Origin of the sequence: Streptomyces sp. NPDC006384 (assembly GCF_042870695.1) — a bacterium.
Classification (GTDB): domain Bacteria; phylum Actinomycetota; class Actinomycetes; order Streptomycetales; family Streptomycetaceae; genus Streptomyces.
The window spans coordinates 1-15,594 of the sequence record NZ_JBIAHR010000015.1; the positions used below are offsets into that span (position 1 = coordinate 1).

10 protein-coding genes are annotated in these 15,594 nt (G+C 69.2%); 5 read left to right on the forward strand and 5 right to left on the reverse strand.

Annotated elements, in window-relative coordinates; genetic code table 11:
* Positions 1–75: 75 nt before the first annotated feature.
* The gene (locus ACFYOJ_RS21200; protein ID WP_356558364.1) at positions 76–723 is read right to left on the reverse strand and encodes a hypothetical protein; all 648 of its coding nucleotides are present in this window, start codon (positions 721–723) and stop codon (positions 76–78) included.
* 501 nt (positions 724–1,224) lie between these two features.
* Here ACFYOJ_RS21200 and ACFYOJ_RS21205 point away from each other — a divergent pair.
* Complete coding sequence (locus ACFYOJ_RS21205) at positions 1,225–1,941, forward strand: hypothetical protein (protein WP_356558363.1); 717 nt, start codon at positions 1,225–1,227, stop codon at positions 1,939–1,941.
* Between the two features lie 122 nt (positions 1,942–2,063).
* On the forward strand, positions 2,064–2,438 hold the full coding sequence (locus ACFYOJ_RS21210) for a hypothetical protein (protein WP_356558368.1): 375 nt from the start codon (positions 2,064–2,066) through the stop codon (positions 2,436–2,438).
* A gap of 147 nt (positions 2,439–2,585) precedes the next feature.
* On the opposite strand, the gene ACFYOJ_RS21215 is transcribed toward ACFYOJ_RS21210, so the two are convergent.
* From ACFYOJ_RS21215 to ACFYOJ_RS21225, 3 genes are all read right to left on the reverse strand, one after another.
* The gene (locus tag ACFYOJ_RS21215; RefSeq protein ID WP_356558362.1) at positions 2,586–3,722 is read right to left on the reverse strand and encodes a twin-arginine translocation signal domain-containing protein; all 1,137 of its coding nucleotides are present in this window, start codon (positions 3,720–3,722) and stop codon (positions 2,586–2,588) included.
* Between the two features lie 368 nt (positions 3,723–4,090).
* On the reverse strand, positions 4,091–6,655 hold the full coding sequence (locus ACFYOJ_RS21220) for a DUF6185 family protein (RefSeq protein WP_356558361.1): 2,565 nt from the start codon (positions 6,653–6,655) through the stop codon (positions 4,091–4,093).
* 924 nt (positions 6,656–7,579) lie between these two features.
* A complete protein-coding gene (locus ACFYOJ_RS21225) occupies positions 7,580–8,845 on the reverse strand; it encodes an MFS transporter (RefSeq protein ID WP_356558360.1) in 1,266 nt (421 codons plus the stop codon).
* A 332-nt stretch (positions 8,846–9,177) separates the two neighbouring features.
* On the opposite strand from ACFYOJ_RS21225, the gene ACFYOJ_RS21230 reads away from it, so the two are divergent.
* The 3 genes from ACFYOJ_RS21230 (at position 9,178) to ACFYOJ_RS21240 (ending at position 11,942) form a co-directional block, all read left to right on the forward strand.
* The gene (locus ACFYOJ_RS21230) at positions 9,178–9,480 is read left to right on the forward strand and encodes a metalloregulator ArsR/SmtB family transcription factor (RefSeq protein WP_356558359.1); all 303 of its coding nucleotides are present in this window, start codon (positions 9,178–9,180) and stop codon (positions 9,478–9,480) included.
* Positions 9,477–9,869, forward strand: coding sequence for a VOC family protein (locus ACFYOJ_RS21235; RefSeq protein ID WP_356558358.1), 393 nt, complete (start codon positions 9,477–9,479; stop codon positions 9,867–9,869). The genes ACFYOJ_RS21230 and ACFYOJ_RS21235 overlap by 4 nt, the downstream gene beginning before the upstream one ends.
* A 228-nt stretch (positions 9,870–10,097) precedes the next feature.
* The gene (locus ACFYOJ_RS21240) at positions 10,098–11,942 is read left to right on the forward strand and encodes a thiamine pyrophosphate-requiring protein (RefSeq protein ID WP_356558357.1); all 1,845 of its coding nucleotides are present in this window, start codon (positions 10,098–10,100) and stop codon (positions 11,940–11,942) included.
* 225 nt (positions 11,943–12,167) lie between these two features.
* Here the strand turns inward: ACFYOJ_RS21240 and ACFYOJ_RS21245 are convergent, their stop codons facing one another.
* Positions 12,168–15,311 (reverse strand): FAD-linked oxidase C-terminal domain-containing protein, encoded by a 3,144-nt coding sequence (locus ACFYOJ_RS21245; protein WP_356558356.1) that lies wholly within the window; start codon positions 15,309–15,311, stop codon positions 12,168–12,170.
* Positions 15,312–15,594 lie beyond the last annotated feature (283 nt).

Genomic DNA, 15,594 nt, shown 5'->3' on the forward strand with positions numbered 1-15,594 from the left:
CCGCAGCGACCTCATAGACGGCTGCCTCGCCGAGACCGGCCTGACCATCAGACCCGCCTGAGCAACCCAGCGACATCACGAGTTCAACCTCAGTAGGGCCGCGGCGTCGAGTGTGGTTCCCAGGTTGTCGAGAAGGATTTGGCCGAGGGCGAGCGCCACCAGACGGCCCGGTGCTCCTACCAAGGCCTGTTCGGCCAGGACCGCGTTGGTGTGCACGAGATCCCGTTCGTCGTGCCACTCCACCCGAAGCCCTCGCAACATCCTCCAGGCCGTCGCGGTCGAGCCGTAGATGCCCCTCGATGCGAGGGAGTTGAAGGGGCCCCGGAGTTCGTCCGTCAGCCATTCAGCCTCAAAGGAAGCGAGATCGTCGGAGCGACGGGCGCGGTCGGCGAGTTCGTCGAGCGCACGAGCGGGGAGTGCGGAGACAAAGTGGAACGTCCGGCCAGCCTCGACATGCAAACGCAGGCTCTCCCATATTCCCTTGTCGCGAAGAGAGGCCACATTCCAGCTGTTCGCATTGCGATTCTGCCGCTTGACCTGGTGGACCTCCGTACCGTGGTCGTGCCGGTAGACGAACTCCACCCCGTTGCCCAGCGGCCCACTTGGTTCGATGTAGAGTGACTTGCCCGAGCCCAGGAGGACGTACAGGGCATGCCTGATCGTCCAGGCTCCTTCATAGCGGTTACCGAACTTGTCCGCCTCGCCACCCAACCGCGGTGCCACCGTGCCCCCCTGCCTCTTTCGGCCTGGTTAGACGGGCCGCGCGCCCGGACGCTACCGCATACATGCGTGAGGCGCGCCGAGGACTACTGAGCAAGCCTCGCTTACCAGAGCTAGCGGCGATCTGCCTTTTACAAACAGCCTGCGCGGCATGTCTGGCAATGAAAGCCGTCAACGGCACATGCTCCATTAACGAGCCGGGCAGTCATCACCTTTCTCACTCTACGTCATCAGCCCGCTCGGAAAACGAATTATGTACGAGTGCGGGCATAGCGTCGGACCGGCACAGCACAGCCGCAGTCCATGAAGAACGACCCCATAGCACGGACGCGTTGACGAGTCACATCTTCCAGACGGGAGGCAGGCATCTATGCCCAGGCCCCGCCGCAGCGGTCACGAGCCAGCAAGCCAGGACAGCCCGCGCCCGGTGCTGACCATTTGCTGACTTGGACGGTCTCTCTATGCCTCTGACCTGTATAAACACCCAGATGCTAGATCTTGGACTTGAACATTGTACGCAACATCGAGGGACTCCCACAAGTAGGCTCCCTGCCTGCGTTTTTGCAGGTCAAGGGCTGTTTCCACACCTTACAACCGGTCGCACGTTCGGGCAGCGTTCCCCAGGTACCGATCACCGCCGACTACTGGGAGAAGGACGCCGCAGACAACCCGGTGGACCACCTGGGTACCACCAAGGCCACCCTGGAGGTCGTCGCCCAGGGCTTCGAGGACCAGCGCACCATGCGGCTGTTCTCGCAGATCAAGCAGGGCTCCGTGTCGTACGGCTGGGGCTGGTGGGACAACATCTGGACCGCTCCCGGCGTGCCGCTGTCGCTGTTCGGCACGCGACCTTGCCAGGTCGGAGCGTTCGGCGGTCTCGCAGGAGCGGCCGCTTTCCACCGAGGTGGAGTCCACGCCCCATGCGTCGTTGCCCCACACCGAGGTGGTGGTGGCCAGGATCCGGTTGCCGCCTCGCGTCCGGGCGGCGGCCTTGCGGAGCCTCTTGTCGCAGCCGGGCCGCTGGGGCGGGCAGGGGAGGAGGTGGCGCAGGGGGCACGGGCACGGCGGAGCCGTTCGGCCTCGGAGGCGCAGCCGAGTACGGCCTGCATCGTGGCGAGGGTGACCGGTTCGGCATCGCTCGGGCGGGGCGTGATGCCGGCCGGCGGGCGCCACGACGCCAGGTCGGGATGCTCCTTCAGCATGTCGTCGGTCACCGCATAGAGTCCTGTCGCGAGGGTGACCACGTCGTTCGTCACAAAACGCTCTTGGGGCACCCTCGCTCTCGTCTCCGCAGGCACCCCCTTGGAGCGCCCCACCAGGAGGAACCAGGGTCATCCCCGCGACTGCTCACCCCCGAGGAGAAGCTCGCCGACGCGAAGAAGCTGTTGAGCCTCCCGCGTATCGTCGTGATCTGCGGCTCCACCCGCTTCATGACCGAGATGAACGAGGCCGATCTGCGGGAGACCGAAGCCGGGAAGATCGTCGTCAAACCGGGCATCGACATGAAGTCGCCGCACGGACTCCGGTCCGGTCCTGCCGAGGCCGCGGAGCTGAAGGTCCGACTCGACGATCTGCACCGGGCGAAGATCCGGCTCGCCGACGAGGTGCTCGTGGTCGGCGACTACATCGACGACAGCACCCAAGCCGAAATCGCCTACGCCCGGTCGCTGGGCATGCCCGTGCGGTTCACCCACCCCGAAGTCGACCCCGACGCCTGACCGCCCGTTGCCACCTCGACAACCGGGGCCGGCAGCCCTTGGAATTGATCACCCAGACATCCGCGAACTGCCAGGAGGCCCTTCTTCCCCGCGGCCGCACCGGCAGACTCACCCGGACCAGGCCCGCGTACGAATCTCACCGAGATGTCAAACGGCCCGCTGAGCCTTTTCCGTGTGCATCGGGCAGGCGGAGGCCGCCGATGGGGAGGGCGAGGGTGCCCCGGCCGTTTTCCCGATCTGGTGGAGGATCTCGACGGAGAGCAGGTCTTCCTTGCCCTTGAAGGCATCCGCGATCACCGGGTCGGTAGGGAAGACCAGTTCGGCCGAGACGTTGTCCTGAACGATCCGGGCGAGATTGTCCAGGGCGACGAAGACCGGGTCGTGGGGAACTTCGGCGGTCGGCAGGTCGATCAGATGGGTGTCGGCCTTCGCCGGGTTCATGCACCGCCTGATGATGATCGAGGCCTGGTTCAGTTCGGACGTCGTCCAGATCGACAGCACGACCGTGTACAGGTCCTTCCACGCCTCCTCGCCGATCGTGTCCCGCCACGTCCGCATGAGACCTTCCACCCCGGAGATCTGCGCCGCAGCCGCGTACGTCATGTTCGTGCGGATACTGGGGTACGTCCTGCCCGAGAACTCCTCGAACGACGCCATGTCGAACGTTCCGCTTCTCACGGAACCGCGGATGAAGGTGAGCGCTTCGTCGAGGATCTTCGCGCAGGAGGTTTCCAGCTCCTGCGGCAGATTCGCCTCCCCGAGCCGCCGGCGTGCGGTGGTGAGCGTGGCGGCGTAATTCTGGAGCGGGCGGATCCATCCGTCCGCCCCGGGCTTTTCGGATGTGACCATGTCCAAGTCGTGAGGGTCGATGCGGTCGGCATTGGGGAGATTGGGCACCTTGTCGCTCAGATACGCGGCAAGGGTCGAGAAGATGCCCTGAGGAACGTGACTGATCGACTTCGCCAGCTCGAACAGCTCCGGCACCGGGTTGACGGATTCCTGCTGGATTCCGTCCTGGATGAGGGTGAACGTGCCGCCGGTGGCATCGTTCTGGACGACGATCACGGGACTCAGACGACTGATCATGTCAGCCTTGAGTGCGGCATAACTCGCACGCATACCGGCGTTGACCGCCCTCATCGCATCACGAGCTCTCAGCTCGGCATCCGTCGCCCCGGCACCCGCGCCTGTACGCGTGAGCGCAGAAGCCGGCGGAACACCGCCGAAGAACGCTGCGGCGCCGGCTGCCGACACCCCGTCGAGGAAATCCCTACGCGTGACCATTTTTTCTTCCTCCCACCCTGCGCGCCCTCGGTGCGCGCCACTCGTGCAGACTGTCGCGCACGTTCCGACGGCCCCGGGACAGATTCCCGGTGTACGCCGCACCGTCAACTCCCGGCGGACGCTCGTGGACACGGCCCGCAGCCGGGCGGGTCATGCCCGGCTGTGGGCACCGGGCGAACGCGCCTTCGCCCGCCTCAAAAAATGACGGATTCTCCGTAAAGCCCGCTGCAGCACCAACCGCATCGGCCGCACGATCGCTGCCATTCACGCCATCAAGATCACCCGGCGCTCAAGGTGAGAAGCCTTCAACGGCCTGCAAACCCTTAGCAGTTCGACTTTGTCACCACACTTCGAATCGGCCGCCCACCTCACTTTCCACCCGGTGGCTTCGGCGTCGCATCGGGCTCCGCGAAGAATTCCCAGATAGTGATCATGGCGACTACCTGGGCGATCAAGTATGCGACCTGGAGAGAGTAGTAGCGCATCTGGTAGATCGACAGAAGCAGACCCAAACGGCTCTGCCAGTAACGTCGTTCACCATGAAACGTGTCGAAGTCGACAGCGATGCTTGTGACGGTCAGCACGAAGAGCATCGTCGACACCACCAGAGCCAAGTTCGCGGTGCTCTCACCGGTGAACCGGAACACCAGCGAGTCCAGAGCGATGGGCAAGGCGAAGGCGAGCGCCACGGGCAGGGCCTTGGCCGGCCCACGCCGTCCCGGAAGATGCCGCCAGAGGGCTCCGAGTACGAACGCGGAGCTGGTGAACATCACCGCCTCCGCGACGAAGGACAACAGCAGATCCGGTAGACCGAAATCGTCAAGGAGCGTCGCCTGCCATGCCTCTCCCCTGACTCTCCAGGCCCAGACCAGAAGCAGCGACGCCGGTACCGCCGGAATCAACGCCAGGCGGGCGCAGCGGCTGCCGTTGGCCCACCACGTGTCTTTCGGCCCCAGCGCCAACGCTCCGTCAACCACCGACACCTTGGCCGGCAGTCGGTCGGATCCGCCCGTGACAGGCCAATTGTGCAGGTCACTCAATCGCTGCTCCAGGTCGCTGCGCTTCGGCGGTACGTCCCCGAACAGCCCCTGGTCGAGGCGCCGCAATTCGGCATGGGTCTCGCGGTACGCGCGGGCCTTGCTCAGCAGCACAGTGCGGGTGCTGGGCCCGGAGGAGTCGGCTAGCGGCCTCCCCGACCCCTCGAAGGGCTGGGCCAGGACGGAACGACTGACGAAGGGAGCCACCACCCAGTACAGGCCGAGCATGGCGAGGGGCACCCACAGCCCGGTAAGCGCATTGCTGCCCAGGAAGTAGCCGGCGGAGGGCGCAGCCACGACGGTGAAGAACGTGAGGAACAACAGGCGGTCTGCCGGGTCGTCGAGCGGGGAGATCGCGGTGGGGGCGCGCCAGGTGCGCAGGACCGCCAGTACGGAAATGGCGGTGAGCAGCCAGGTCTGCCACGAGAGCCAGTCCAGCCCGTTGGCGACGGACCACACGGTCTCCCACACAAAGTCGTTCCGCCGTTCCACACCGTGGGCAGGGTCCGAACGGTCGCTCAGCCAGGTGGCGCGCTGCCAGTTGCGGTTCTGTGCCAGGGCGAAACACACCGCCACGACGGCTGTGCCCAGCAGCATCACCGGACCGGCGAAGCGCAGCCTGAAGGCCCGGGCCTGCCCCGGGTGCCGACGGCTCAGAGGCAACAGGCCCCCGTCTACGGCAAGGCGCCAGGCCGCAGTCGCGAGCCCCAGCTCGAAGAGCAGCAACGTGCAGGAGGAAGCAATCCCTTGAGCTGCGAGCGCGATACCTGACGCTTCATACAGGCCGAGGCGTGGGACGTACAAACCGAACCACTGCGGTCCGGCAGCTACCACCACCGGCGGCACGGCCAGCACGGCGGCCACAACCCAGACCCGCCGACGCGGCCGGGCAACGCAGAACAGGATGACGACGGCGGCCAAGGCAAACACGCTCCCGAGCAGGATCTGCTCGTCCTGCCACAGCCCACCCATGTGGCGCTGCACATACCGGGTGAGCACGTCGTCCATGTTTGTCAGCGCGTCTACGAGTACGAGTGCCACGGCCCACACCACGAGATTGCGCAGGGTACGCTCCTGGGCCTGGGTGGGAACCGCTGAACGCCTCCGGTACAGGACAGCCGAGTACAGCAGAAGGACACTGCCCATTCCTGACCAGAGCAGTACCCCGGCCCGGTCCATCGCCACAGCGACCAGCCGTTCACGCTGAGCGGCCCACGAGCGCTGCCACGGGGGTTCGAGAGAAACGGTCAGAGCGGGAGGCTCGGACGCCTTGGCATCCTGCTTGTCGCCCCGCGACTGCCGCGTCTCCTTCTCCGCCGCGTCAGGGCGCCACACGAGCGTCGTGGCTCCGACACCTTCATCCGGTCGTGGAGTCGCCGCATCGGCTCCCGGGGCGCCGGGATCCACCTTGATCTCGTCCCACCGGGCCGCCTTCAGCGCGGAGGGTGGCATCAGTCGTAAGGTCCAGCGCTCCGCACCCGCGCGCACCCGCCAGACGCCCACATCGATGTGCCCCCGGTACACATTGACCCATGAGTGGGTCCGGTCGACGACCTTCACCCCGCCGCTCTTCGTGGAGACCACGGACGGGCGGCTGCTCCGCCACTCCAACCAGCGGCGCTGCTGGCCCGGATCGGTACGAGTGAGGCAGGACATCGCCGCGATATACCGTCGGCTGTCCTCACTCAGCAGCAGGTCCTTGGCCAACGGCCAGCTCTCGGGTACCTCGATGCTGAGCTGGCTCCGGATCCTGCTGTACGTGTTGTCGCGATGTTCCAGCCGTACCCATGCGCTCACGCGTGCTTCCGAAAGGGCGGCAGGACGACAGACATCGGCCTCCGCCGAGGAGTGCACGACGGCGTGGGCGGAGGTGGTGGCCAGCAGCATCACGAGCATCGGGACAAGCGCACACAGCACAGTCGAAACGACTCTTGTCAAGCCGCATCTGCTCAACAGATCCGCCCCCTCCTGAACCCGTGAGCAACATCATCGCGCATAGCAGAACTCAGCGGGTACGTCGCGTGGTTGATCTGGTACCACCGTCGAGTCCTGTTCGCGGGGGACGTGTTGGCGCCGTCGGCGTATCTCCACGCGAAGCCGGGGTCAGGGGTCCGTACCCGGGTGCCGTGGTCGGACTCACCCTGCCCGGACGCCGACCCCACAGCAGCGGCGCGCTCCGGAAGGCGGTCGCGCTTACGAGCACGAGTGGTGTCTCGGCGGCGCGCTGCTCTACCGCTCCCCCTCTCTGACACCCAGCGGGTTCCGGCGAACGGCCGACGGCTCTCTGGCCGTCATCGGATTACCTTGAGATTCGTGCCTGGGAGAGCGCACGAGGTGTCTGCGGCGCATCGCCATCGAGGAGACACCCCGGAGTCGCTCCCTCAGGCGTCCCTCGTCGAGCAGCACACTGTGCCCACCGGACGTGGCCCACTTCTGCGCGTTCCGGAAGCTGTTCACCGTCTGCGAGCGTTTCCTCGAGGAGTCCTCGCCGCCGCCAAAAGCCCCAGGGCTGCGCGCCAGGAACCAGTCGGCCAGCGAGCAGCGCTGCACACCTCCGCGCGCGAGCTGGAGTTCGGGCCCGGGCAGAAGGCACGACCGAAAGGTCGGCGTCGGTACACGAGGGCAGGCTCCCCCTCCGGAGAGGGCCTGCGCCTGCTCGCCTCCCTCGCCGCCACCGAGGACAACGCTCCAACGGGACAGCGCCCCGGCCGAAAGCTCTGGCGGAATGCCCTGCCAAGAGTTGCCGAAAGTCCCGGCCCGCACCGTACGGCGGGCCGGGACAGCGGCTTCGTACGCTTCGGCCCGCCGGTTTCCGTGCTCTCAGGCCGCCTGCTCCGGCAGCGGTCGGGGCTCCACGGTGCCGGCGCGGCGGCGGACCGCCGCAAGGCCCGCCGCGACAAGAGCGGCGGCCAGCCCCAGCACGCCCACCGCACCGGCGAGGCTCCCGACCGCCGGCTCCACGGCCAGCAGTACGAGCGGGCAGACGAACTCGCCGCCGAAGAAGGCGGCCATCCACAGCCCGGTGCCGCGGCCGCGGTCCTCGAACGCCAGGCGCGACATGGCACTGGTGAGGAGGGCGGGCAGCAGCATGCCCGTGCCCACGCAGTTGATCACCGCTCCGGCGACCAGCAGCGGGACGTCGTCCGCCAGGAACATCACCCCGAAGCCGACCGCGCAGAGCACGAGAACGGCGGGCAGCATCGGTTCCGGGGCACGCTCCAGCCGGGCGAAGACGATCGCCCCGGCCACGGTGGCGGCACTGGCGACCGCGGTCGCCAGGCCGATCACGCCGGAGCTCTCCACCCCCAGGTCGTCGAGGAGGTACGACATCTCCACCGGGACGGCGTAGAACACCATCGCCCCGAAGAAGGTGAGGGCGCAGACACCCGCCAGCTGCCGCCAGGGGAAGGGGCGACGGACCTCTGCCGAAGCCGGGGCCTCGTCGGTGGCCGTGCGGGTCGTCAGGGCGGGCAGGGCGGTGGCCATGAGCGGGGCGAGCACCAGGCTCAGGGCATAGACCCAGAAGGGCGCCCGCCAGCCCGCCGAGCCGACGGCGCCGCCGAGCACGAAGAACACCGTGGCCGACGCGGCGGAGCACATGGTCTGCAGGGCGAGGTACTTCACCCGTCGACGTCCGCTGTAGTAGTCGCCGATCAGCGTGGTGCAGCACGTCATGATCGCGGCCTCGGTGACGCCCACCAGGGCACGGCTGGCGATGATGGCGCCCAGGGAGTCCAGATGGAGCGGAGCGGTCCCGAACACGGCGTACAGCACGGTCGCCACGATCAGCAGCCGCCGGCGCCCCAGCCGGTCCACGAGCACCCCGGCGAACGGAGCCAGCAGTGCCAGCGCCAGCGCCGGAACGGTCAGCGCCAGCGGAACCAGCGCCTTGGCACCCGGGGCCGACGCGAAGTGGTCCTGCATCTTCGGCAGCACCGGGGCGATCAGCACCGCGCCCAGGATCGGCAGACAGCTGCCCGCCATCAGCAGGCCCACCCGCAGCAGGTGGGCCGGGCCCGAGACGGTGACGGGCGACGGAGCGACATCGTCGGCCGCGGGGGAGGACGGCGGGACGGAACCAGGCATGGCGACTCCACGGGACGGTGTACCGAAGCAGGCATGCCGGTGACAGGCGCCGAGGCGCACGGCATGCCGGGGACGGCCGCGCATCGGCCGCCGGTCCGGGCGGCGGCGTGCGGACAGGGACGACTATGGGCTGCCCGGGGCCCGGCAACCACCCCTGCGGCCATCCGAATCCCGTATGCGGCTCATCCATGCCGTGGATGGTCAGCGGACCTCCCCGAACGCCCCTGTGACCAGGGTCTCCCGCCACGGTCACACCGTGTCCGCCTGCGTGCCGTCGGCCTCGCCGCCCTCCCGGCTTGATAGGCAAGTGAACACTTGCCTATGCTGTGGTCGTGGCCGACGACCTTTTCAAAGCTCTGGCCAATCCCACCCGTCGCACCATCCTCGACGAGCTCACGGAGAAGTCCGGACAGACGTTGTTCGAGATCTGCTCGCGACTGAGCATGAAGCACCGGCTCGGCATCTCGCGTCAGGCGGTCTCCCAGCACCTCGCCCTGCTGGAGGCCGCCGGGCTCGTCGAGACCAGACGGGAGGGCCGCTACAAGTTCCACGACCTGAACACAGCCCCGCTGCGGCGGATAACCGAGCGGTGGCCCCTGCCCGACCCCTCCGGACCGGAGAAGAGCACACCATGAAGATCCATCTGACCAGCGTCTTCGTCGACGACCAGGCCAAGGCCGAGCACTTCTACACCGAGATCCTCGGCTTCGTGAAGAAGCACGACGTCCCCCTGGGCGAGAAGGACCGGTGGCTGACCGTCGTCCCGCCCGACGAGCCCGACGGCACCGAACTCCTGCTGGAGCCCGCCGGCCACCCGGCCGTCAAGCCCTACCGCGATGCGCTCGTCAAGGACGGCATCCCGCTCGCCCAGTTCGCCGTCGACGACGTGGAGGCGGAGTACGAGCGCCTGCGCGCCCTCGGCGTCCGCTTCACCCAGGAGCCCCTGGCGATGGGCCCGGTCACCACCGCCGTCTTCGACGACACCTGCGGCAACCTGATCCAGATCGCGGCGCAGTCGCAGTAGCAGCATCAGGACAGTCGCAGTAGGCGGGCAGCCCCGAGCGGGGCCCGTCCGTGCCTCCGGACCGGTGTCCGGGCGGCCGGGCCGGGCTTCGCGGGGGCGACGTTTCCCTCGTACCCGCACGGTTACCCATGGAGTGTCGTTCCCCCGTGCGCCCTCCCCGTGCGTTCTCCCGCACGGTCCGGACGCCGGGGGCAGTCGCTCGACAGCGGAATCGGAAACGGAGCTCGCATGGCCAGCACGAAGGTGTCCGACTACATTCTCCAGCGGCTGCGCGAGTGGGGCGTCGACCACGTCTTCGCCTACGCGGGTGACGGCATCAACGGGCTGCTGGCCGCCTGGGGGCGCGCGGACAACGAACCGAAGTTCGTCCAGGCCCGCCACGAGGAGATGGCCGCCTTCCAGGCCGTCGGCTATGCCAAGTTCTCCGGCAAGGTGGGCGTGTGCGCGGCCACCTCCGGGCCGGGCGCGATCCACCTGCTGAACGGTCTCTACGACGCGAAGCTGGACCACGTTCCGGTCGTGGCACTGGTCGGACAGACCAACCGCACCGCCATGGGCGGCTCCTACCAGCAGGAAGTGGACCTGGCGAGCCTCTACAAGGACGTCGCCTCGGATTTCTGCGAGACGGCGATGGTGCCCGAGCAGCTGCCGAACCTCATCGACCGGGCCTTCCGCACCGCCTGCGCCAAGCGCACCGTCACCGCGATCATCCTCCCCGCCGACGTGCAGGAACTGGACTACAGCCCGCCCACGCACGCCTTCAAGATGGTGCCCTCCAGCCTCGGTCTGGGGCGGTACGCGCCGGTCCCGGCCGACGAGGACCTCCAGCGGGCCGCCGACGTGCTGAACTCCGGCGAGAAGGTGGCGATCCTGATCGGGCAGGGGGCCCGCGGCGCCCGCGCCGAGGTCGAACGGCTGGCGGACGTCCTCGGCGCGGGCGTGGCCAAGGCCCTGCTCGGCAAGGACGCCCTCCCGGACGACCTGCCCTACGTCACCGGTTCCATCGGGCTGCTGGGCACCCGCCCCTCCTACGAGCTCATGCAGGAGTGCGACACCCTGCTCATGATCGGCTCCAGCTTCCCGTACACGCAGTTCATGCCGGAGCTGGACCAGGCGCGGGGGGTGCAGATCGACATCGACCCGCACATGATCGGCCTGCGCTACCCGAACGAGGTCAACCTCGTCGGCGACGCCCGCGAGACGCTGCAGCGGCTGCTGCCCCGTCTGCACCGCAAGGAGGACCGCGCCTGGCGGGAGAAGACCGAGAAGAACGTCGCCCGCTGGTGGGAGGTCATGCAGCGGCGCGCCGCCGTGGACGCCGACCCGGTCAACCCGGAGTACGTCGTCCACGCCCTGGACGGCAAGCTGCCCGACGACGCGATCCTCTCCGCCGACTCCGGCTCGGCCGCCAACTGGTACGCCCGTCACCTGCGGTTGCGCGGGCGGATGCGCGGTTCCCTGTCCGGCACCCTGGCCACGATGGGGCCGGGCGTGCCGTACGCCATCGGGGCGAAGTTCGCCCATCCGGACCGGCCGGCGATCGCCCTGGTCGGGGACGGCGCCATGCAGATGAACGGCATGATGGAGATGGTGACCGCGGCGAAGTACTACCGCGAGTGGTCCGATCCGCGGCTGATCGTGGCCGTGCTGAACAACGGCGACCTCAACCAGGTCACCTGGGAGATGCGCGCCATGGCCGGCGCCCCGCAGTTCGAGGAGTCGCAGCACATCCCGGATCTGCCTTACGCGGACATCGCGCGCTCCATCGGCCTGGACGGGGTCCGGGTGGAGAAGCCCAAGCACGTCGAGTCGGCCTGGGACCGGGCTCTCGCCGCCGACCGTCCGTTCGTCATCGACTTCCGCACCGATCCGGCCGTCCCGCCGATCCCGCCGCACGCCTCGCTGGACCAGATCGAGGCCGCGGCCTCCGCGATCCTGCACGGCGACAGCGACCGCGGCAGCGTGATCCGGCAGGGCCTCAAGGCCAAGGTCCAGGAGATGCTGCCCGGCAGCCGGCACCGCGGCGACCGCCCCGGCGCGGGCAAGCACGACAGCACCGAACAGGACACGTGACGCGTCCGGACGAGTGACGTGTCCGGCACCGCCGGCTCGGGTGCTCCGCGACGCCCCGTGGTGGAGCGTGGTGGAGCACCCGTCCGTCTGCGTGTACCGCGTGTGTACCGCGCGTCCGGCCGGCGGACCCGCCGAGCGCTGCCGCTTCACACGAGCCGTGTATGAGCCATGAGCCGTGTATGAGCCATGAGGGGCTCCCCCTCCTGAAGCCCGGGTTCCCTCCGCCTACCGCGCTCCCCGGAAGCACTCCCGCAGGCCCTCCAGGACGGTGACCGTCGCAGGGGGCGGAACCGGCGGCCGGGAAGCCGTACGCGCTGCCGTCCGGACGCGCCGGGCTCCGGCCGCGACCGCGAGCAGCACGGCGCCGGTGACGGTGGCCGCGAGCGGCAGCAGGGCGCTCCGTGCCGGGGCCTCGGGACGCTCCGGCACGGCCGCACGCCCCTGGAGGCCGGCCGCGAGGACCTCCGCCAGGTGCAGGGAGGTGCGCCCGGTGCCCGCCTGGTCGACCTGGGTGCGGCAGCTGAAGCCGTCCGCGAGGACCAGGGTCGACTCGTCCGCCTCGCGGACCGCGGGCAGCAGTCCGGCCTCGGCGCAGGCCATGGACACGTCGTAGTGGCCCTTCTCGAAGCCGAAGTTTCCGGCCAGCCCGCAGCAGCCGGCGTCCAGCACGTCGGCGTCCACACCCGCCCGCCGGAGGATCTCCCGGTCGGCGTCGAAGCCCATGACGGCGTACTGGTGGCAGTGGCGCTGCACCACCGCGCGGGCGTCGACGCGTGGTGGCCGCCAGTCGCCGGCGCGTTCGACGAGGAGTTCGGCGAGCGTCCTGGTCTGGGCGCGCAGCCGCTCCACGTCCGGATCCTTCGGCAGCAGTTCCACGGCGTCGGCCCGGAAGACCGCCGTGCAGCTCGGTTCGAGGCCGACCACCGGGGTGCCCCGGCGCAGGTCCTCGCGGAGCACGTCGAGGGTGTGCCGCAGGACCCGGCCGGCCACGCCCAGCTGTCCGGTGGAGACCCACGTCAGCCCGCAGCACACCGAGGTCTCGGGCACCTTGACCCGGAAGCCGGCCGCTTCCAGGACCTCCACGGCGGCCCGGCCGATCGCGGGGTGGAAGTGGTCGGTGAAGGTGTCGGGCCACACCACGACCTCGCCCCGGTGCCCGTCGCCGCGCGCTCCGCCCCGCTCGCGCCACCAGTCGGTGAACCGCTGCTCGGCGAAGACCGGCAGGTCGCGCTCGGGCGCCACCCCGCCGAGCGCCTTGGCGACCCGTGCCGCCCAGGGCACGGCCGCCAGTGCGTTCACGGTGCGCGGCGCGAGCGCGACGGCCCGGGCCACCAGCGGCAGCCAGCCCATCGAGTAGTGCGCGAGAGGCCTCAGCCGGCCCTTGTAGTGGTGGTGCAGGAACTCCGCCTTGTAGGTGGCCATGTCGACGTTGACCGGGCAGTCCGTCCTGCAGCCCTTGCAGGCCAGACAGAGATCGAGGGCGTCGTGCACCTCGGCGGACCGCCAGCCGCCCGTGACCGGTGAGTCGCCGGCGTTGCTGACCATCTCGAACAGCAGCCGGGCACGGCCCCGGGTGGAGTGCTCCTCCTCGCGGGTGGCCCGGTAGCTCGGGCACATCACGCCGCCTTCGGAGGAGCGGCACTTGCCGACGCCGACGCAGCGGGCGGCGGCGCGGCTGAACCTGCCCTCGTCGTGCGGGAAGGAGAAGACGGTGTCCGGTTCCCAGGGCAGGTAGCCGCCGCCCAGACGCAGGTTCTCGTCCAGGCGGTACGGCAGGACGATCTTTCCCGGGTTCATCCGGTCGCCGGGGTCGAAGAGGCCCTTCAGCCGTTCGAATCCCTCGATCAGTTCCGGTCCGAACATCTTCACCAGCAGCTCGCCCCGCGACTGGCCGTCCCCGTGCTCGCCGGACAGCGATCCGCCGTAGGAGACGACCAGGTCGGCGGCGCGCTCCACGAAGGCCCGCATCCGGGCGACGCCCTCCTCGGACTCCAGGTCGAAGGGGATGCGGGTGTGGACGCAGCCGTGGCCGAAGTGGCCGTAGACGGAGGGGTGTCCGTAGTCGAACTCCTCGTAGAGCCTCTTCAGGTCGCGCAGGTAGTCGCCGAGGCGTTCCACCGGGACGGCCGAGTCCTCCCAGCCCTCCCAGGTGTCGGGCTCGCCGGGGACGTGCGCGGTGGCGCCCAGGCCGGACTCGCGCACCCTCCACAACTCGCTCACGTGCTGTGCGTCGTCGTACCAGGTGTGGTCGACGTCCTGCGGTTTGGCGTCGATCAGCGCCCGGGCCCGGGCCTCGGCCTCCTCGCGGGTGTCACCGTCGAGCTGCACCATCAGATAGGCGCGCCCCTCGGGGAGTTCCTTCAGCGCGTCGGGGTTGAGGTGTTTCTCCTGCTGGAAGCGGATCAGCTGGTGGTCCACGCCCTCCAGTGCCGCCGGTCCGTGTTCCAGGACGGCCGGTACGTGGTCGGCGGCGTGGCAGATGTCCTGGTAGCCGAGCACGACCAGTGCGCTGTGCTTCGGGACGGGGACGAGTGCGAGTTCCGCGCGCAGGACGGTCACCAGCGTGGATTCCGACCCGGTCAGCAGGCCGGCGACGTCGAATCCGTGCTCGGGCAGCAGGGAGTCCAGGTTGTAGCCCGACACGCGGCGCGGGATGTCGGGGTAGCGCTCGCGGACGAGGCCGGCGTAACGGTCGCGCAGGGCCACCAGCCCCCGGTACAGCTCCCCCGTGCGTCCGCCGGACGCCGTGAGCCGTTCCAGTTCGCCGTCGTCCGTCCGTCCCACCCACATCCGCAGGCCGTCGTAGGTGAGGACCTCCAGGCGGTGCAGATTGTCGACGACCTTGCCGTACGCCTGGGCCGTCGACCCGCACGAGTTGTTGCCGATCATCCCGCCGAGGGTGCAGTTCGGGTGGGTGGCCGGCTTCGGCCCGTACATGAGGCCGTGGTCCGCCAGTTGCCGGTTCAGGTCGTCCAGGACGATGCCCGGCTCCACCACGCAGCGCCGGTTCTCCGCGTCCACGGACACCAGCCGGTTGCAGTACTTGCTCCAGTCCAGGACGACCGCGGTGTTGCAGCACTCCCCCGCCAGGCTCGTGCCGCCGCCGCGGGACAGCAGAGGTGCGCCGTACCGCCGGCACACCGCGACCGCTTCCCCGGCCGCCTCCACCGTGCGCGGGACGACCACGCCGATGGGCACCTGGCGGTAGTTGGAGCCGTCCGTCGAGTACGCGGCGCGTGAGCCCGCGTCGAAGCGGACCTCGCCGTCGACGCGGGCCCGCAGGTCCCGTTCGAGGGCGGCGACGTCGATGCCGTCGTTCCCCGGTGCGGGGCGGCGGACGACGGGCAGGGGCAGATCGACCGGGTCCATGGACAGCCCTCCAGACCTCTTCGCCCTCCCGGTGACCGGTGACCGGTGGCCGGCTCCGCGACGACGTCTCCTCCGCGCCCCATGGGGACTGCTCCCCCGCTTCGCCGGGCGGACAGGGCGCAGCACTGGGTATCCCGGCCGTGGCACGTGCAAACAGGGCCGCGGGACATCCGGCGAACAGAGATGTCCGGGTGGGGAGCGGCGGCAGCGGGGTACTCGGCGCCCCGACCGTTCCACCGGGTGCCGGCCTTCTCACGTCGGCCCGCGCCCAGCCCGAGTCGTC

What these genes read in the sequence shown, in the direction of transcription:
- ACFYOJ_RS21215 (WP_356558362.1), bottom strand. Translation starts at nt 3,722, where the DNA reads ATGGTCACGCGTAGGGATTTCCTCGACGGGGTGTCGGCAGCCGGCGCC.
- ACFYOJ_RS21220 (WP_356558361.1), bottom strand. Translation starts at nt 6,655, where the DNA reads ATGCTCGTGATGCTGCTGGCCACCACCTCCGCCCACGCCGTCGTGCAC.
- ACFYOJ_RS21225 (WP_356558360.1), bottom strand. Translation starts at nt 8,845, where the DNA reads ATGCCTGGTTCCGTCCCGCCGTCCTCCCCCGCGGCCGACGATGTCGCT.
- ACFYOJ_RS21235 (WP_356558358.1), top strand. Translation starts at nt 9,477, where the DNA reads ATGAAGATCCATCTGACCAGCGTCTTCGTCGACGACCAGGCCAAGGCC.
- ACFYOJ_RS21240 (WP_356558357.1), top strand. Translation starts at nt 10,098, where the DNA reads ATGGCCAGCACGAAGGTGTCCGACTACATTCTCCAGCGGCTGCGCGAG.
- ACFYOJ_RS21245 (WP_356558356.1), bottom strand. Translation starts at nt 15,311, where the DNA reads ATGGACCCGGTCGATCTGCCCCTGCCCGTCGTCCGCCGCCCCGCACCG.